The organism is Streptomyces sp. GL_140 (assembly GCF_057834465.1).
In genome coordinates this window covers 3,305,991-3,324,048 of record NZ_CM174404.1, presented here as the reverse complement: position 1 = coordinate 3,324,048, position 18,058 = coordinate 3,305,991, and the positions used below count along the sequence as shown (strand labels likewise).

The window sequence follows — 18,058 nt, the reverse complement described above, 5'->3', positions numbered from 1 at the left end:
TGCTTTTCGGCATGCGCCGCCGCCTGATCAACTCCACGCTCGCCGTGGTGCTCGTCGTCATCGCCGTCTTCGGCATCTCCCTCGTCATCGTGGAGACCCGGACCATCACCAGCAGCGCCCAGGACCGCATCGAGTCCGAGGCGCTGCGGATGGTCGGCATGGTCGGAACCGACGTCCTGGAGAAGAAGCCGGTCGACGCCGACGCGCTCGCCGCACAGCTCGACGCCGGCCGGTACGCCCGGATCACGATCCCGGGCCGGCCGGTCCTCGAGGTCGGCCAGCGCCCCGCCGACAGCGTCATCCGGGGCACCGCCCGCGGGGACCAGGGCGAGGTGGTCGTCGTCGAGGAGTCCCGCTCCACGGTCACCAAGGAGGTCGGGCGGACCCTGGCCGTGGTGGGAGCCGTGGCCCTGCTCGCCGTCGTGGCGGCCGTCCTGCTCGCCGTGCGCCAGGCCAACCGGCTGGCCTCCCCGCTCACCGACCTCGCCGAGACGGCCGAGCGCCTCGGATCGGGCGACCCGCGCCCCCGGCACAAGCGCTACGGGGTCCCCGAGCTGGACCGGGTCGCGGACGTACTGGACTCCAGCGCCGAGCGGATCGGGCGGATGCTGACCGCCGAGCGGCGCCTGGCCGCGGACGCCTCGCACCAGCTGAGGACCCCGCTGACGGCCCTGTCGATGCGGCTGGAGGAGATCACCGTCACCGACGACCTGGAGACCGTGCGGGAGGAGGCGACGATCGCCCTGACCCAGGTGGAGCGGCTCACGGACGTGGTGGAGCGGCTGCTGACGAACTCCAGGGACCCCCGTACCGGCTCCGCGGTCCCCTTCGACCTCGACGAGGTCGTCAAACAGCAGGTGGAGGAGTGGCGCCCGGCCTACCGCAGTGCCGGACGGGCCATCGTGCGCTCCGGGAAGACCGGCATGCGGGCCGTGGGCACCCCGGGCGCGGTCTCGCAGGTCCTGGCGACCCTGGTCGAGAACTCCCTCATGCACGGAGGCGGCACCGTGGCCCTGCGGACCCGCGTGATCGGTAACCAGGCGGTCCTGGAGGTCACGGACGAGGGACCGGGGGTTCCGCCGGACCTCGGCAACCGGATCTTCGAGCGGGCCATCAGCGGCCGCAACTCCACCGGGATCGGCCTCGCGGTGGCCCGGGACCTCGCGGAGGCGGACGGCGGCCGCCTGGAGCTGCTCCAGACCCAGCCGCCGGTGTTCGCACTGTTCCTCAGCCGCACCGCGCCGGAACGCACCGAACCGCCGCAGACGGTCCGCTGAGGGACGCGGGACGGGGGACTGGGTCCGCGGTCCGGGACCTCAGTTCGCGGCGGTCTCCGGCGTCCGCGCCGGCACCTCGACCTGGCTGTCGCGCTGCTCGACCACCAGCGAGGCGGGCGCGGCCGCGGGCAGGGCCTGGAAGACCCAGGTCCGGTAGGACCAGAAGCGGAACACGGTGCCGAGTCCGATGCCCGCGAACTTGAAGAAGTTCGAGGCCAGCGGCCCGTCCCAGCCGAAGCCGTAGGTGGCCGCGAACAGGATGCCGTTCTCTATGACCAGGCCGATCGCGCTGAACGCGACGAACAGGCCCAGCTCCCGGGTGCGCCCGGGTCCGGTCCGGTCGGCGCGGTCCCGGTAGGCGAAGTAGCGGAAGCCCAGGTAGTTCGTGCCGATGGCCACCAGCGTGGCTATCACGCTCGCGCGCACGACCTGGAGGTCGGTGAGGTGGCGGATCAGGTTGAAGACACCCAGGTTGACCAGGACGCCGAGCCCGCCGACGGCCCCGAACCGGGCGACCTCGCGTACGAGCGAGCGCACGCGGCCGAGCGCGGAACTGTTCTCCGGCTTGCTCATATGAGGCTTCAGTCCTGTCCCTCGGGCCCCCCGTATGAGGCATCAAGCTTTCTCGACGGCCCCCATGCTAAGTGTCGCCCCACTGGCCCGTCTGCGCCTTCGGGCACCGTGCGACACACGGCACACCCGGCCCGCCCACCGGCGTGTACCGGCCGGGGTCACGTCCATATGGCGGAATACCGCCGGATACTCTGGAGGGGTGACGTTCCCGGTAGTCGGTATGGTCGGCGGCGGACAGCTCGCCCGCATGACCCACGAGGCGGGCATCCCCCTCGGCATCAGATTCAAGATCCTCAGTGACACCCCACAGGACTCGGCGGCCCAGGTCGTGAGCGATGTCGTCATCGGCGACTATCGCGACCTGGAGACGTTGCGCGCCTTCGCGCGCGGCTGTGACGTGATCACTTTCGACCACGAACACGTACCCATCGAGCACCTGCGGGCCCTGGAAGCGGACGGCATCCCCGTCCGACCGGGGCCCGACGCATTGGTGCACGCGGCGGACAAGGGGGTGATGCGTGCCCGCCTCGACGAGATCGGCGCGCCGAGCCCCCGCCACCGGATCGTGAGCGATCCGGCGGACGCGGCGGCCTTCGCGCAGGAGGTCGGCGGTTTCCCCGTCATCCTCAAGACGGTGCGCGGCGGGTACGACGGCAAGGGCGTGTGGTTCGTCCGCACGCAGGAGGACGCCGAGGCCCCGTTCAAGGCGGGCGTCCCGGTCCTGGCCGAGGAGAAGGTGGACTACGTCCGCGAGCTCGCGGCCAACATCGTCCGCTCCCCGCACGGCCAGGCGGTGGCCTATCCGGTCGTGGAGTCCGTCCAGGTGGACGGGGTCTGCGACACGGTGATCGCCCCGGCTCCCAACCTCTCCGAGGAACTGGCCGGCGAGGCCCAGGCCCTGGCCCTGCGGATCGCCAAGGAGCTCGGGGTCACCGGGCACCTGGCCGTGGAGCTCTTCGAGACCTCCGACGGCCGGATCCTGGTCAACGAACTGGCCATGCGCCCGCACAACAGCGGCCACTGGACCCAGGACGGTGCCATCACCTCCCAGTTCGCCAACCACGTCCGCGCCGTCCTGGACCTCCCCCTCGGCGACCCGCGCCCGCGCGCCCGCTGGACGGTCATGGCGAACGTGCTCGGCGGGGACTACCCCGACATGTACGCGGCGTACCTGCACTGCATGGCGCACGACCCCCAGCTGAAGATCCACATGTACGGCAAGGACGTGAAACAAGGCCGCAAGGTCGGCCACGTCAACACCTACGGCGACGACCTTGACGATGTGCTGGAGCGCGCACGTCACGCAGCCGGCTACCTCAGAGGAACCATCCAAGAATGAGCACCTCCGCAGCAGCTCCCGTCATCGGCATCGTCATGGGGTCGGACTCCGACTGGCCCGTCATGGAGGCCGCCGCCCAGGCCCTCGACGAGTTCGAGATCCCCTACGAGGTGGACGTGGTCTCGGCCCACCGGATGCCGCGCGAGATGATCGCGTACGGGGACCGGGCCGCCGAGCGCGGGCTGAAGGCGATCATCGCGGGTGCGGGCGGCGCCGCGCACCTGCCCGGGATGCTCGCCTCCGTCACCCCGCTGCCGGTCATCGGCGTGCCCGTCCCGCTGAAGTACCTGGACGGCATGGACTCGCTCATGTCGATCGTCCAGATGCCCGCCGGGATCCCCGTCGCCACCGTCTCCATCGCCGGTGCCCGCAACGCCGGCCTGCTGGCCGTGCGCATGCTGGCCGCCCACGACCCGGAGCTGCAGGGCCGCATGCGCGAGTTCCTGCAGGACCTCAACGACCAGGCCACCGAGAAGGGCAAGCGGCTGCGTACGAAGATCGCGGGCCAGGAGTCCTTCGGGTTCGGACGGTGAGCCCGGTCAACGCGACGGACCGGCTCGCGCAGGCGCGCGAGCTGCTCAGCGCGTACCCGGTCGTCGACGGGCACAACGACCTGCCGTGGGCGCTGCGCAACCAGGTCCGCTACGACCTGGACCGCCGCGACATCGCGGCCGACCAGTCCGCGTTCCTGCACACCGACATCCCCCGGCTGCGGGCCGGCGGGGTCGGCGCGCAGTTCTGGTCCGTCTACGTGCGCTCCGACTACGCGGGCGACGAGGCGGTCAGCGCCACCCTGGAGCAGATCGACGTCGTCGACCAGCTGATCGCGCGTTACCCGCGGGATCTGGTGCGGGCGCTGACGGCCGACGACATGGAGGCGGCCCGCGCCGACGGCCGGATCGCCTCGCTGATGGGCGCCGAGGGCGGGCACTCCATCAACAACTCGCTCGCCACTCTGCGCGCCCTGCACCGGCTGGGCGTGCGGTACATGACGCTCACGCACAACGACACCATCGACTGGGCGGATTCGGCGACCGACGAGCCCCGGCACGGCGGCCTGAGCGAGTTCGGCCGCGAGGTCGTCCGCGAGATGAACCGCGTGGGCATGCTCGTCGACCTCTCGCACGTCGCCGCGACGACGATGCGCGACGCCGTCGAAGTCTCGGTGGCGCCCGTGGTGTTCTCGCACTCCTCCGCGCGCGCGATCTGCGACCACGTGCGCAACGTCCCCGACGACGTGCTGGCGCTGCTGCCCGCCAACGGCGGGGTCGCGATGGCCACCTTCGTGCCCAAGTTCATCCTCCCGGCGGCCGTCGAGTGGACCCTGGCCGCGGACGAGAACCTGCGCGCGCACGGGTTCCACGCCCTCGACACCACCCCCGAGGCGATGACCGTGCACCGGGCCTTCGAGGAGGCGCGCCCGCGCCCGGTGGCCACGGCCGCCACGGTCGCCGACCACCTGGACCACATGCGCGAGGTGGCCGGGGTCGACCACGTCGGCATCGGCGGGGACTACGACGGCACCGCCTTCACCCCGGCCGGGCTCGACGACGTGGCCGGGTACCCGAACCTGATCGCCGAGCTGCTGACCCGCGGCTGGTCCAAGGCCGACCTGGCCAAGCTGACCTGGTCGAACGCGGTACGGGTGCTGCGCGACGCCGAAGCGGTGGCGCGCGAGCAGTCGGCCTCCCGCGGGCCGTCCAACGCGGTGCTCACGGCTCCGTAGCCCCTCGCGGCGACCGGGCTTCGAGCCCGCCCGACGGATGCGGCGACCTGGTGCGACCTGCCGGTTACACCCGAACGCCACATCCGTCGGGCGCCCGCGGCGTCCCACGTGTCACGGTGGCACCATCTCCCTGCTTCTCTCCCCGCTGCTTTCCGTACGAGCACAGCCGCCGAGACCGGAGCGACCGCCATGGCCGACCTGCAGGATGAACCGCACGCGAGCCCGGTGACCCCCGTGGGTCCGGGCTCCCTCGGAGCCGAGGACACCCCCGCCGCGCTGATGCTCAGCGCCCTGGACCGGGCCGCCGCGCTGTTGTCCGTCCACCCCGTCGCGGACGGGTGCAACACCCTCGTCTGGACCTTGCGCCAGAGCCCGTACCACGACATCGAAACCTCCGACACGGGCGTGGACACCGACATCCCGCGGCTGCGCGCCGGGGGCGTGGGCGCCCAGTTCTGGTCGCTGCTCGTGCCGCCGGGCAAGGAGCGCGGGGCGCGCGGGTCGGAGGCCGCCGACCAGGTGGTGTCCGACACCCTCGAACAGATCGACGTGGCGCTCGCCCTGATGCGCCGCTATCCCGACAGCCTCTGCCTCGCGCTGAACGCCGACGACCTGGCCGACGCCCGCAACCGCGGCCGCATCGCCTCGTTCCTGGGCCCCGTGCCCGGCAGTACGCTGACGGACTCGCTCGGTGCGCTGCGCGCCTTCCACGCGCTGGGCGTACGGATCCTCGCGCCGGCCGGAGCGCCCTGGGCCGTGGAGGGGCTGACCGCCTTCGGCCACGAGGTGGTCAAGGAGACGAACCGGCTGGCGATGCTGCTGGACCTCACCGGCTGCCCGCCGGCCGCGGCCTGCCAGCTCGCAGCGGCCTCCAAATCGCCGGTGATCATCTCGCACACGGCGGCGGCCGCGCTCAATCCGCACCCGGACAACGTGACCGACGAGGTGCTGCTCGCGCTGCGCGCGGCGAACGGCCTGGCGATGGTCACCTTCGACACCGCGCTGACCGGGGACTCCCTGCACGCGGTGGCGGACCACGTCGAGCACGTACGAGCCGTCGCGGGCCCGCACTGCGTGGGCCTGGGCGCCGGCTTCGGCGCCGAGCCGGGCATCCCCCGGCCGACGGGCCTGACGGATCCCTCGGGCTATCCGCGGCTGATCGCGGAGCTGCTGGAGCGGGGCTGGCCCGAGACCGACCTGGCGCTGCTGACCTGGGGCAATGCCCAGCGGGTGGTGCGCGACGCGGAGTTCACCGCCCGCGCCGCGCAGCACCGTAGAACGCCCTAGGCGGGGCCACCGTCCTAGACCCGCGCCGGAACCCCGGGCTTGGCTGCGGCCGGGGCCGGGGTCACGGCCGTCGGCCCGGGTTCCGGGAGGCGGGTGACGGAGGCCTTCCACAGCCGGACGCAGGACAGGACGGCGGCCCAGGCCAGCAGTCCGTTGCGCAGGCACAGCAGGACGGTGCCGACGAGGGTGCCCGGCAGGATCTGCGAGCCGTAGGTCAGCGGGTAGATCACCGTGCTGAGCGCGGTGGCGGCGACGATCAGCCAGGCGACCGGGCGCTGCGTGGTGTGCCGGCAGGTCAGGCAGACCGCGGCGAGCCCGACGAGCCAGATCAGGTACTGCGGGCTGAGGACCCGGCTGGTGATGGTGAACACGAGGATGGCGCAGAGCGCGGCGTCCAGCGGGGTCGCGGTCGACCAGCGGCGGGCCTTGACCCGCCACAGCAGCAGCCAGCCGAAGCCGGTGACGGTCAGCGCCACGGAGAACAGGGCCACGCTGGAGACGTACGGGCCCAGGTACTCGTAGGCGCCGTAGCGGATCTCGGTCTTCCCCGACCAGGCGCCGACGAGCTTGCCGAACATCAGGGCGGAGCCGCCGAGGGACTCGACCTGGATGCCGCGGTTGCCCTGGTTGTCCAGGAAGCCGAGGGTGTCGCGGAAGAACAGCGCGAGGACGGCGAGCAGCGCGGCCGCGGCCGCCACGGCGGCGACGACCGCGTCGCGGGTGGTGCGTCCGCGCGGGGTGCCGATCAGGGTGAGCAGCGGCCACACCTTCACGAGGGCGCCGATGCCGGCCAGGACGCCGCCGAGCTTGCGGCGGAAGCGCAGGCACAGCAGCGAGCCGACGGCGAGCAGGGTGACCTGGAGGTCGTAGCGCCCGAAGGGCAGTGAGAGCAGCAGCGGCAGCGAGGCCAGCCAGAGCACGGCGCCGGCCATGCTGCCGTCGGAGCGGCGGGCGGCGCGGACCAGTCCGACGGCGATCAGGGCGTCGCAGACGACCGTCAGTGCGACGAAGGCCTGGAAGTAGCTGAGGAAGGGGAGCAGGTCGGGCGAGAGGAAGACGGCCGCCGCGGCCGGCGGGTACTGCCACATGACGTCGTTGTGCGGCATCGTCCCCGTGACGAGGACGTCGTACCAGTTGTTGTAGGTCCGGGTGATCTCCACGCGCACCGAGGAGGTGCCGTGCAGGTTCACCACCAGCAGGACCACCATCAGGGTCCGGGTGGCCAGCCAGAATCCCGCCATGGCCAGGTGGCCCCGGCGGGTCCGGAGGACTGAGTCGATGTGTCCCCGACCGGCACGCGGGGCCGCCCCCGGCGCGCCTGCCGTTGGGCGGACAGGGCTTCTCGTGCTCGTACTGGTCATCGGCGGTGAGTCTAGCGACGCATCCCGTGAGCCCCGGGTGGGTCGTGCCAACAATCAGGTGACGGGATGTGAAACCGCGCATTCCACAATGAAGTGGATCAAGCGCGGGGGCGTCCCATGGCCCGGTAGGTCCAGCCGGCCGCGCGCCAGAGCTCGGGGTCCAGCGCGTTGCGGCCGTCGAGGATGAGGCGGTCGGTGACGGCCTCGCCCAGGGCGGCGGGGTCGAGGTCGCGGAACTCGCGCCATTCGGTGAGGTGGAGGACGACCTCGGCGCCCCGGGCGGCGGCGATCGCGGAGTCGGCGTAGCCGAGGGTGGGGAAGACCCGGCGGGCGTTGTCCATGCCCTTGGGGTCGTAGACGGTGACCTGTCCGCCCTGGAGGTGGATCTGCCCGGCCACGTTGAGGGCGGGGGAGTCGCGGACGTCGTCGGAGTCCGGCTTGAAGGTGGCGCCGAGCACCGCGACCCGCTTGCCGAGGAACGAGCCGCCGACGGCTTCGCGGGCCAGCTCGACCATGTGCCCGCGGCGGCGCATGTTGATGGAGTCGACCTCGCGCAGGAAGGTCAGGGCCTGGTCGGCGCCGAGTTCTCCGGCGCGTGCCATGAACGCCCGGATGTCCTTGGGCAGGCAGCCGCCGCCGAAGCCGATGCCGGCGCGCAGGAACTTCTTCCCGATGCGCTCGTCGTGGCCGATGGCCTCGGCCAGCTTCACGACGTCGCCGCCGGCCGCCTCGCAGACCTCGGCCATGGCGTTGATGAAGGAGATCTTCGTGGCGAGGAAGGAGTTGGCGGCCGTCTTGACGAGTTCGGAGGTGGGGAAGTCGGTGACGACCAGGGGGGTGCCCTCGCCCATGGGGGTCGCGTAGACCTCCCGCAGGAGCTTCTCGGCGCGCTCGCCGTGGACGCCGATGACGATCCGGTCGGGGTGCAGGGTGTCCTGCACGGCGTAGCCCTCGCGCAGGAACTCCGGGTTCCAGGCGAGTTCGATCTCCTCGCCGGCCGGGGCGAGCGCGGCGAGCTTCGCGGCGAGCCGCTCGGCGGAGCCGACGGGCACGGTGGACTTGCCGACGACCAGGGCGGGCCGGGTCAGGTGCGGGGCGAGCGATTCCACGGCGGCGTCGACGTAACTCATGTCGCAGGCGTACTCGCCGTGCTTCTGCGGGGTGTTCACGCAGACGAAGTGGACGTCGCCGTCGAAGGCGCCGAGCTCCTCCCACGAGGTGGTGAAGTGCAGCCGGCCCGTGGAGCCCGGCAGTCCGGCCACGTGCGCGGCCAGCAGCTCCTCCAGTCCCGGTTCGTACATCGGTACGCGGCCCGCGGCCAGCATCTCGATCTTCTCCGGCAACACGTCCAGCCCGAGTACCTCGAAGCCCAGCTCCGCCATCGCCGCGGCGTGGGTCGCGCCGAGGTATCCGGTGCCGATCACTGTGATCTTCAGGGGGGCCATGCGTGCTCCTGGTGGTGCGGGGCCGTATGCGGCAACCGAGCATAGTCGGGCCCGTGACCGGGGATGCATTCCGCCGACGGACCTCCGTCGTCCCAGCTGTCACGCAACTCACGTGCGACGCCCATGTCGCGCTCGAGGGCCGGACACTAAGCTTGGGTTACTTAACGGTAGTTAGCATCACGCACCACCTGGGGAGTGAGAGATCTTGGCGGGTTCTGCCGACTTCGACCTGTACCGCCCGGCCGAGGAGCACGACATGCTCCGCGAGTCCGTCCGCGCGCTCGCCGAGGCGAAGATCATGCCCTTCGCAGCGGCGGTCGACGAGGAGTCCCGTTTCCCGCAGGAAGCCCTCGACGCCCTCGTGGCCAGCGACCTGCACGCCGTGCACGTGCCCGAGAGCTACGGCGGCGCGGGCGCCGACGCCCTCGCGACCGTGATCGTGATCGAGGAAGTGGCCCGCGTCTGCGCCTCCTCCTCCCTCATCCCGGCCGTCAACAAGCTCGGCTCGCTCCCGGTGATCCTCTCCGGTTCCGAAGAGCTGAAGGCCAAGTACCTCGGCCCGCTGGCCAAGGGCGACGCGATGTTCTCCTACGCGCTCTCCGAGCCCGACGCGGGCTCCGACGCGGCCGGCATGAAGACCCGCGCGGTGCGCGACGGGGACTTCTGGGTCCTCAACGGCGTCAAGCGCTGGATCACCAACGCGGGCGTCTCCGAGTACTACACGGTCATGGCCGTCACGGACCCGGAGAAGCGCTCCAAGGGCATCTCCGCCTTCGTGGTCGAGAAGTCGGACGAGGGCGTCTCCTTCGGCGCCCCCGAGAAGAAGCTCGGCATCAAGGGCTCCCCGACGCGCGAGGTCTACCTCGACAACGTGCGCATCCCGGCGGACCGCATGATCGGCGCCGAGGGCACCGGCTTCGCCACCGCGATGAAGACCCTGGACCACACCCGCATCACCATCGCGGCCCAGGCGCTCGGCATCGCCCAGGGCGCCCTGGACTACGCCAAGGGGTACGTCCAGGAGCGCAAGCAGTTCGGCAAGCCGATCGGCGACTTCCAGGGCGTGCAGTTCATGCTCGCGGACATGGCCATGAAGATCGAGGCCGCCCGCCAGCTGACCTACGCGGCCGCCGCCCGCTCGGAGCGCGTCTCCGGCGGAGGCCCCCACGAGGACCTCACCTTCTTCGGCGCCGCCGCCAAGTGCTTCGCCTCGGACGTGGCCATGGAGGTCACCACCGACGCGGTCCAGCTGCTCGGCGGCTACGGCTACACGCGGGACTACCCGGTGGAGCGCATGATGCGCGACGCGAAGATCACGCAGATCTACGAGGGCACCAACCAGGTCCAGCGGATCGTAATGGCACGGAACCTGCCGTAACCGACCCAGTCGCAGAAGGCGGTCCCGAATGGGGCCGCCTCCTGCCGCTCCGGGTCCCGGTGATGGGCTAGCTTGGGACCTCGTACGCCCGGAACCGGTTGGGGAGAATGTTCATGACGGAAGCGATCCTGCTGGTCGGCGGGCAGGGCACGCGACTGCGCCCCGTCACGGTGAACACGCCGAAGCCGATGGTCCCCACCGCAGGCGTTCCCTTCCTCGCCCACCAGATCGCACGCGCGGCCGCCGCCGGTGTCACCCACATCGTGATGGCGACCTGCTACCTCGCCGAGGTCTTCGAGCCCTACTTCGGCGACGGATCCGACTTCGGCGTCCACCTGGAATACGTGGTCGAGGACGAGCCCCTGGGCACCGGCGGCGCCATCCGCAACGCGGCCCGGCTGCTCACCGGCGGACCGGACTCCCCGGTCCTCGTCTTCAACGGCGACATCCTCACCGGCCTGGACATCGCCGGTCTCGTCGAATCCCACAAGGCGGCCGACGCCGACGTCTCCCTGCACCTGGTGCGGGTCGAGGACCCGCGCGCCTTCGGTCTGGTCCCCACCGACGCCCACGGGCGGGTGCTGGCCTTCACCGAGAAGCCGCAGACCCCCGAAGAGATCATCACCGACCAGATCAACGCCGGCTGCTACGTCTTCCGCCGCAGCGTCATCGATTCCATCCCGGCCGACCGGGCCGTCTCCGTGGAGCGCGAGACCTTCCCCGGCCTGCTGGCCTCCGGGGCCAATTTGCACGGGGTCACCGAGAACTCGTACTGGATGGACCTCGGCAAGCCGGAGGCGATCATCCAGGCCTCCGCCGACCTGGTCCGCGGAGTCGTCTCCTCCCCGGCCGTCCCCGGACGGCGCGGCGAGTTCCTCGTGCTGCCCGGAGCGCAGGTCGCGGCCGGGGCCAAGCTGTCGGGAGGCACCGTCGTGGGCGCCGGCGCCCGCGTCGGGGCGGGTGCGGTCCTCCAGGGCTGCATCCTGCTGGAGGACGCGGTCGTGGGCCCCGACGCGCAGCTGAGCGCCAGCCTGATCGGCGCCGGCGCCTCGGTGGGCGCGCGGACCGTGCTGGACGCGGTCGTCATCGGCGACGGCGCCGTCGTGGGGGCCGACAACGAGCTCCGCGCGGGCGCCCGGGTCTGGTGCGGGGCGCAGCTGCCCGATGCCGCGATCCGCTTCTCCCCGGACGCCTGATCCCGGGTCCGGGGAGCCGGTGGGCGGGCCCGTCCGCGGTCAGTTGCCGCGGACGGTGACCTTCTCGTCCTTCTGGATCTGCTGCACCAGCTGCTGCACCTTCGCTTTGTCCCAGACGAGGTTGCCGCCGCGCTGCCCGGAGATCGGCATGTTCATGGAGACGCCGTCACCGCTGCTGATGCCCTTCATGGCGAAGAACATCTGACCCATGTCCCACAGCGACATGTCCTTGTCCACGATCAGCGTGTCCAGGCCTGCGCCCAGCACCGGGTACAGCGTGAACGGGTTGAGGACCGTGGAGGGGGTCGCCGCCTGGCTCGCCAGCGCCGACAGGAACTTCTGCTGGTTCTTCGTCCGCTGCAGGTCCGACTCGGCGAAGGCGTAGCGGGTGCGCACGTAGGCCAGCGACTGCTCGCCGTTGAGCGTCTGGGTGCCCTCCTTGAAGTCGGCCCCCGACTTCTCGTCCTTGAACCCCTTCTCGATGTTCAGCTCCACCCCGCCCAGCGCGTCCACGATGTTCGCGAAGCCGGCGAAGCCGATCTCCGCGTAGTGGTCGATGCGCAGGCCGGTGTTGAACTCCACCGTCCGCACCAGCAACTCCGGGCCGTCCTCGGCGTACGCCGCGTTCAGCTTGGTCCGCTTGCCCGTGCCCGCGAACTTCTTGCCCGACTCCGAGCCGACGAAGGAGGGGATCTCCACGTCCGAGTCGCGCGGCAGGGAGACCATCGTGTTCCCGCTGGAGCACTTCGCCAGGATCATCATCGAGTCGGTCCGCTTGCCCTCGGCCGAGCCCGTGTGGAGCTTCTTCTTCTCCTCGTCGGACATGCCCTCGCGGCTGTCGGAGCCCACGATCAGGTAGGTCGTGCAGTCGCCCTCCTTCGGGCGCTCGATGACCTTGGAGAGGTCCACCTCGCGGCGCACGTTGGAGTCGGCCCAGAAGTAGGTGCCGATGCCCGTCACGAGCAGGCCCGAGACCAGCACGATCGAGCCGATCTTGATCCGCTTGCGCCAGTCGGGAGCCGTTCCCGCCGGACCGCCGGAGCCGCCCGGACCGCCGGTGCGTCTGCGCGGCCCGGTGGGCGGCTGCTGGCCGCTGCCGCCGCCGTAGACCTGCCCGGTGTTGTAACCGCTGTCGTAGCCGTCGCTGCCGCTGCCGTACGAGCCGTCCTGCTGCGCGGGGACGTACGGGGGCCGGGCCGGGCCGCCGGGTCCGGCGGGCGGGGGTACGGGAGGCTGCGCCGGGCGGCGCGGCGGCTGCTGGCCCCGCTGGGCCTGCGGTGCCTGCTGCCCGGCGGGCCGGGGCTGCTGGGCAGGCCGCTGGACGTGCCGCATCCGCTGCGGACCTTCCGGCTGCGCCTGTCCGCTGCCGCGCCCGTACCCGTCATCGCGGCGGCCGCGCTGGTCCTGCTCGCCGCTCCACCCGTCCCAGTCACTCATGTGCCCAAGAATGCCTGGCCGGGCGTGTCGCCGAACAGTCCGGGAGGGTGTTCGTACCGGTGCTGTTGCAGAGCTGATGCCTCGGCGGCGCACTTAAGGTGGCTGTATGACAGAGATACCGGGCGAGTCGGCGGGCAAGCCGATCTCGGCTTCCCGCACCACCCTCAGCCACATCATGACCGCCAACGACACCAACCTCCTCGGTACCGTGCACGGCGGTGTGATCATGAAGCTGGTGGACGATGCCGCCGGCGCCGTGGCCGGCCGCCATTCCGGCGGCCCGGCGGTCACCGCGTCCATGGACGAGATGGCCTTCCTCGCCCCCGTCCGGGTCGGCGACCTGGTCCACGTGAAGGCGCAGTGCAACTGGACGGGCCGCTCCTCCATGGAGATCGGCGTACGCGTCCTCGCCGAGCGGTGGAACGAGTCCACCCCCGCCACCCAGGTCGGCAGCGCCTACCTGGTCTTCACCGCCGTCGACTCCGAGGGCAAGCCCCGCCAGGTCCCGCCGGTCCTCCCGGAGACCGAGCAGGACGAGCGCCGCTACCAGGAGGCCCAGATCCGCCGCACCCACCGCCTGGCCCGACGCCAGGCGATCATGGAACTGCGCGAGCAGCGCGCGGCCCAGGGCTTCGACGAACTCTGACGCACCCGCGGCGGGCGGATCCCGCCACCGCCTCCGCCCGCCCTACTTCGCGCAGACGACCTGGTCGCCGGTGACCACGCCGAACTCGCCCTGGTACGGGTCCTCCGCGCGCACCGCAACCACCTTGCGGTAGTCCGCGCCCGCGATGACCACCACGGTCTTGCCCTGGCCGGGAACGGCCCGCAGCTCGCTGCCGGGGAGCGCGGTGGCCACCGAACGGGCCGTGCGGTCCCAGCGCGGGTCGTACGTGATCACCGTGCGCTTGACCTCGCGGCTCGCGCCGGTCCCCGGAGCTCCGGTGGTGTCGAAACCGGTGGCGCGCAGCGCCGAGTCCACCCGGGTGCCCAGCCCGTCGATCCGGGTGCCGTTCTCCACCTGCACCCGGACCTGCTGCGGAGCCACGTCCACCGGTACTGCCGGCTGCTGGCGGACGGGCCGGCCCGGGGCCGGGGCCGGGGCCAGCGGCCGGTCCTCGCGCAGCGCCTCGAAGAGCTTCGCGGCCTTCGCCTCGTCCCACTTCACGGTGGAGCCGAGTCCCTTGACCGGGAAGGAGGCGTCGCCGACGGGTACCGAGGCGAACTCCGAGGAGGAGGGCGTGAAGTCGCGCATCGCCTGCCCGAGCGCCAGCATCTGCTCCGATCCGAAGCCCTTGTCGGCCCGCACCGACCCGAGCAGGGTGGAGCTGACCTCCTTGAACTTGACCGGGTTGAGCAGCACCCCGCCGTGGGTGGCCTGCTTGATCAGGGCGGCGATGAACCGCTGCTGGCGCTGCATGCGGCCGAGGTCCGAGGCCCCGTCCACATGGCGCGAGCGCACGTACTGCAGTGCCTGGCCGCCGCTCAGCCGGTGGGTGCCGGGGAGCAGGTCGAGGCCGGTGTTGGGGTCGTGCATGGTCTTGACGGTGCAGATCTCCACGCCGCCCATGGCGTCGACCGTCTTCATGAAGCTGGTGAAGTCCACCTCCAGGTAGTGGTCGATCTTCACCCGGGTCATGTTTTCGACGGTGCGCACGGTCAGGTTGGGACCGCCCTCGGCGTAGGCGGCGTTGAGCTTCACGGGGTGCGGCCCGTGCTGCTTCCCGCTGGACTCGTCCCGGTGCGCGGGCAGCTCCACGTAGCTGTCGCGGGGGAGGCTGATGACGCTGGCCCGGGTCCGGTCCGCCGAGAGGTGGACCAGCATGACGGTGTCCGTGCAGTGGCAGGGCGCCCCGCCCAGGCGGTACTCGCGCTTCTCGTCCGCGGTGATCTTCTCGCGGCCGTCGGTGCCGACGAGCAGGAAGTTCACCCCGTGCCCGGCCTGGGGGCGGTTCTTCATGTCCTTGAAGGGGTCCACCCGCTGGATGCCGGTGTCCAGCCCGGTCATCACGGCGTGCCCGAGCGCGCCGGAGCCCAGCACCACCACCGACAGCCCGGCCGCGAGCCGGACCCCCCAGCGGGGCTTGTCCGCCCGGCGGGGCTCCCGCCGCGCGCGCTGCGTCGGCCGGGCGGGCCGGGTGGGACGGTGCGGCTCGGGCACGGGGGAAACCTCCGCGGGGTCAGCGGTTCGGGTCGATCCGGAAGCTCACATTCGGCTGATTCGTCAGAACAGTAGGCCCATACGATCAACCTCTGTCCTTACCGCTCATCCGCCGCGCACCCGTTTCCCCCGTACGCGGTAACGTGACACCGATACCCGACCTTGAAGGACCACATGCCCGTCCAGCAGCCCGCAGTTTCGGTGATCATGCCGGTGCTCAACGAGGAGCGTCACCTGCGCGACTCGGTCCGCCACATCCTCGGCCAGGAGTACGCCGGGGAGATGGAGGTGGTGATCGCGCTGGGGCCGTCCACGGACCGCACCGACGAGATCGCGGCCGAGCTCGTACGGGAGACGGCGTCCAATGCGCGCGCCCGTGTCCACACCGTGCCGAACCCCACCGGCCGGACCCCCGCGGCTCTGAACGCCGCGATCAAGGCCTCGCGCCACCCGATCGTGGTGCGCGTGGACGGCCACGGCATGCTCTCCCCGAACTACATCGCCACCGCGGTCCGCCTCCTGGAGGAGACCGGCGCGCAGAACGTCGGCGGCATCATGCACGCCGAGGGCGAGAACCCCTGGGAGGACGCCGTCGCCGCCGCGATGACTTCGAAGATCGGCGTCGGCAACGCGGCCTTCCACACCGGGGGCGCCGCCGGCCCCGCCGACACGGTCTACCTCGGCGTCTTCCGCCGCGAGGCCCTGGAGCGCGCGGGCGGCTACAACGAGGAGTTCATCCGCGCCCAGGACTGGGAGCTGAACTTCCGGATCCGCGAGGCCGGCGGGCTCATCTGGTTCTCGCCCGAGCTCAAGGTCCAGTACCGGCCGAGGCCCTCCGTGCGGGCGCTGGCCAAGCAGTACAAGGACTACGGGCGCTGGCGGCACGTGGTGGCCCGCTACCACTCGGGCTCCATCAACCTGCGCTACCTCGCCCCGCCGACCGCCGTCTGCGCGATCGCGGCCGGAGTGGTCGTGGGCGCGGCCGTCACCCCGTGGGCCTTCGTGATCCCGGCCGGCTACCTCGCGGCGATCACCGCAGGATCCGTCCCGGCAGGCAAGGGGCTCTCGCTCAAGGCCCGCGCGCAGATCCCCGCCGCCCTGGCGACCATGCACCTGTGCTGGGGCTTCGGCTTCCTGACCAGCCCGCGCTCGCTCGCCGCCAAGGTGATCGCGAGCCGTCGGCCGTCGGTGAGCCGGGACCCCAGCGAGGTCTGAGCCCTCCGTACACGAGAAAGGGGTGACCCGGTCCGCCCGGACCGGGTCACCCCTTTCGCATGACGCGCGGCGTCTCAGCTCACCAGCGGTAGGGCTTGTAGATGTCCATGCAGCTGGTGTCCGTGCCGTTGAGGACCTCGGCCGACTCCGGGACCGCTCCGGCATCGGGCGCCGCCTGCTGCGGGTAGACGTTGCCCTCCCGCCAGTCCGCGCCCACCACGACGGTGATCCTGGTGGTCCCGGCGGCCTTCTGCACCGAGCTCGCCGGAATCCCGAGGGCAGCCGCCACGCCCTGCGCGTCGGCCTCCTGGGCGTCCGTGGCGTAGCGGACGATCGTGGTCTTCTCCGGGCTGAGCGCGCTGTCCGCCTTGGCCAGCGCGAACCCCTTGGTCGCGAGCTGTCCGGCGACGACCGTGGCCCGCCTGGGCGCCGGGGCGGCTCCGACTCCGGTGCCGTTGACCACCTGCACGGCGACCTTCGACGGGTCGGTGGCCGGGGCCTTGGAGGGCTCGGGGGACGGGGAGGCGCTCGCACCGGGCTTGGCGCCCTCGGCCGGGTCGCCGTTGGAGTCCATGGCGACGTCCTTGCGGAGCATCGTCCACATCTTCTCGGCGTCGGCGGGGTTCACGACCAGACGGTTCTTGTCCGAGGGGGCCTCCAGCACCGGGATCGTGGCCATCGTGATGCGGTTGACCGGTACGTCCTTGAGCAGCAGGGCGAGGTCGAGGAGCTTCTTGACCGACCCGATCTCCTCCGACACCTTCAGCGACTTCGTCGCCGCCTCCGCCAGGCCGGTGAGGCGGGGGATGTCGGTGAAGGCGTTCTGGCTCTTGAGCCCGCGCATCATCGAGTTCATGTACATGTGCTGGGCCTTGGCCCGGCCCATGTCGCTGCCGAAGGCGTGCCGGGTGCGCAGCCACTGGAGCGCCTGCTCGCCCTGGATCTTGGTGGTGCCCGCCTTCAGCTTGAGGCCGGAACCGCCGGTCCCCGACCCCGGCTCCGACTGGTCGAAGACGTTCTGGTTGACGCAGACGTCGACGCCGCCGATCGCGTCGGCCATCTTCACGACACCGGCGAAGTCGATCATCATCCAGTGGTCGATGTAGACGTTGGTCAACTTCTCCCAGGTGGCCAGGGTGCAGCCGGGACCCCCGCGCGCGAGGCTCTCGTTGATCATCATCTTGGTGGCTTTGTACTTGTCGCCCGTCTTGGGGTCGGTGCACTCCGGGATGTCAACGAGGGTGTCGCGCGGAACGGAGGTGACCGAGGCGTTCTTCCGGTCCGCGGAGACGTGGATCAGCATCTGCACGTCGGCCCGCGCGGGGCCGCCGATGTTGTCCCAGCCCCCGCCGAGCTTCGCGTTCTCCTCGTCGCGGATGTCGGAGCCGAGCATCAGGATGTTGATCGGGCGCCGGCCCGCCGCGTCGGCCTCGCCCCTGGCGACCCCGCTGTCACCGCTCAGGCGCTGGCCGCTGCGGATGTTCGCGTTGAGGTGGCGGTAGTAGAGGTAACCGCCCGCCGCCGTGCCGAGTATGAGCAGCGCCACGACGGAGGCCACCCAGCGCAGCACGCGACGCTTGCCGCGCCGGGTCGAACGCTTCCCGCCGCCGCGGTGGCGGCGGGAAGACCCGTTCCGCGGTGGGGGCACGGATCCGCTCGCGGC

The 18,058-nt window shown here is 71.4% G+C and carries 15 protein-coding genes; 9 read left to right on the top strand and 6 right to left on the bottom strand.

Going from position 1 to position 18,058, the window contains the following annotated elements:
* Positions 1-11: 11 nt before the first annotated feature.
* Complete coding sequence (locus tag AC3IYJ_RS15430; RefSeq protein ID WP_489401860.1) at positions 12-1,277, top strand: ATP-binding protein; 1,266 nt, start codon at positions 12-14, stop codon at positions 1,275-1,277.
* Positions 1,278-1,316: 39 nt separating this feature from the next.
* On the opposite strand, the gene AC3IYJ_RS15425 is transcribed toward AC3IYJ_RS15430, so the two are convergent.
* Positions 1,317-1,850, bottom strand: coding sequence for a GtrA family protein (locus AC3IYJ_RS15425; RefSeq protein ID WP_489401859.1), 534 nt, complete (start codon positions 1,848-1,850; stop codon positions 1,317-1,319).
* A 220-nt stretch (positions 1,851-2,070) separates the two neighbouring features.
* On the opposite strand from AC3IYJ_RS15425, the gene AC3IYJ_RS15420 reads away from it, so the two are divergent.
* The 4 genes from AC3IYJ_RS15420 (at position 2,071) to AC3IYJ_RS15405 (ending at position 6,202) form a co-directional block, all read left to right on the top strand.
* The gene (locus tag AC3IYJ_RS15420) at positions 2,071-3,189 is read left to right on the top strand and encodes a 5-(carboxyamino)imidazole ribonucleotide synthase (RefSeq protein WP_489402825.1); all 1,119 of its coding nucleotides are present in this window, start codon (positions 2,071-2,073) and stop codon (positions 3,187-3,189) included.
* Entirely contained in the window at positions 3,186-3,722 is a 537-nt protein-coding gene (gene purE / locus AC3IYJ_RS15415) for a 5-(carboxyamino)imidazole ribonucleotide mutase (RefSeq protein WP_489401858.1), read from the top strand. The genes AC3IYJ_RS15420 and purE overlap by 4 nt, the downstream gene beginning before the upstream one ends.
* Positions 3,719-4,915, top strand: coding sequence for a dipeptidase (locus AC3IYJ_RS15410; protein ID WP_489401857.1), 1,197 nt, complete (start codon positions 3,719-3,721; stop codon positions 4,913-4,915). The genes purE and AC3IYJ_RS15410 overlap by 4 nt, the downstream gene beginning before the upstream one ends.
* Before the next feature lie 189 nt (positions 4,916-5,104).
* On the top strand, positions 5,105-6,202 hold the full coding sequence (locus AC3IYJ_RS15405; protein WP_489401856.1) for a membrane dipeptidase: 1,098 nt from the start codon (positions 5,105-5,107) through the stop codon (positions 6,200-6,202).
* A gap of 14 nt (positions 6,203-6,216) precedes the next feature.
* Here AC3IYJ_RS15405 and AC3IYJ_RS15400 read toward each other — a convergent pair whose 3' ends face one another.
* Positions 6,217-7,443: a glycosyltransferase 87 family protein gene (locus AC3IYJ_RS15400; RefSeq protein WP_489401855.1), complete on the bottom strand. Its 1,227-nt coding sequence runs from the start codon at positions 7,441-7,443 to the stop codon at positions 6,217-6,219.
* A gap of 218 nt (positions 7,444-7,661) precedes the next feature.
* Entirely contained in the window at positions 7,662-9,008 is a 1,347-nt protein-coding gene (locus AC3IYJ_RS15395) for a UDP-glucose dehydrogenase family protein (RefSeq protein ID WP_489401854.1), read from the bottom strand.
* A 205-nt stretch (positions 9,009-9,213) separates the two neighbouring features.
* On the opposite strand from AC3IYJ_RS15395, the gene AC3IYJ_RS15390 reads away from it, so the two are divergent.
* Both AC3IYJ_RS15390 and manB read left to right on the top strand, forming a co-directional pair.
* On the top strand, positions 9,214-10,386 hold the full coding sequence (locus tag AC3IYJ_RS15390; RefSeq protein ID WP_327253049.1) for an acyl-CoA dehydrogenase family protein: 1,173 nt from the start codon (positions 9,214-9,216) through the stop codon (positions 10,384-10,386).
* A gap of 113 nt (positions 10,387-10,499) precedes the next feature.
* On the top strand, positions 10,500-11,582 hold the full coding sequence (gene manB, locus AC3IYJ_RS15385) for a mannose-1-phosphate guanylyltransferase (protein WP_489401853.1): 1,083 nt from the start codon (positions 10,500-10,502) through the stop codon (positions 11,580-11,582).
* 39 nt (positions 11,583-11,621) lie between these two features.
* On the opposite strand, the gene AC3IYJ_RS15380 is transcribed toward manB, so the two are convergent.
* The gene (locus tag AC3IYJ_RS15380) at positions 11,622-13,019 is read right to left on the bottom strand and encodes an LCP family protein (protein ID WP_489401852.1); all 1,398 of its coding nucleotides are present in this window, start codon (positions 13,017-13,019) and stop codon (positions 11,622-11,624) included.
* A 106-nt stretch (positions 13,020-13,125) separates the two neighbouring features.
* On the opposite strand from AC3IYJ_RS15380, the gene AC3IYJ_RS15375 reads away from it, so the two are divergent.
* A complete protein-coding gene (locus AC3IYJ_RS15375) occupies positions 13,126-13,665 on the top strand; it encodes an acyl-CoA thioesterase (RefSeq protein WP_489401851.1) in 540 nt (179 codons plus the stop codon).
* Between the two features lie 42 nt (positions 13,666-13,707).
* Here AC3IYJ_RS15375 and AC3IYJ_RS15370 read toward each other — a convergent pair whose 3' ends face one another.
* Positions 13,708-15,180, bottom strand: coding sequence for an LCP family protein (locus AC3IYJ_RS15370; protein ID WP_489401850.1), 1,473 nt, complete (start codon positions 15,178-15,180; stop codon positions 13,708-13,710).
* 174 nt (positions 15,181-15,354) lie between these two features.
* Between AC3IYJ_RS15370 and AC3IYJ_RS15365 the strand changes: the two genes are divergently transcribed.
* On the top strand, positions 15,355-16,395 hold the full coding sequence (locus AC3IYJ_RS15365) for a glycosyltransferase family 2 protein (RefSeq protein ID WP_489401849.1): 1,041 nt from the start codon (positions 15,355-15,357) through the stop codon (positions 16,393-16,395).
* 79 nt (positions 16,396-16,474) lie between these two features.
* Here AC3IYJ_RS15365 and AC3IYJ_RS15360 read toward each other — a convergent pair whose 3' ends face one another.
* Complete coding sequence (locus AC3IYJ_RS15360) at positions 16,475-18,043, bottom strand: LCP family protein (protein WP_489401848.1); 1,569 nt, start codon at positions 18,041-18,043, stop codon at positions 16,475-16,477.
* Between the last annotated feature and the right edge of the window lie 15 nt (positions 18,044-18,058).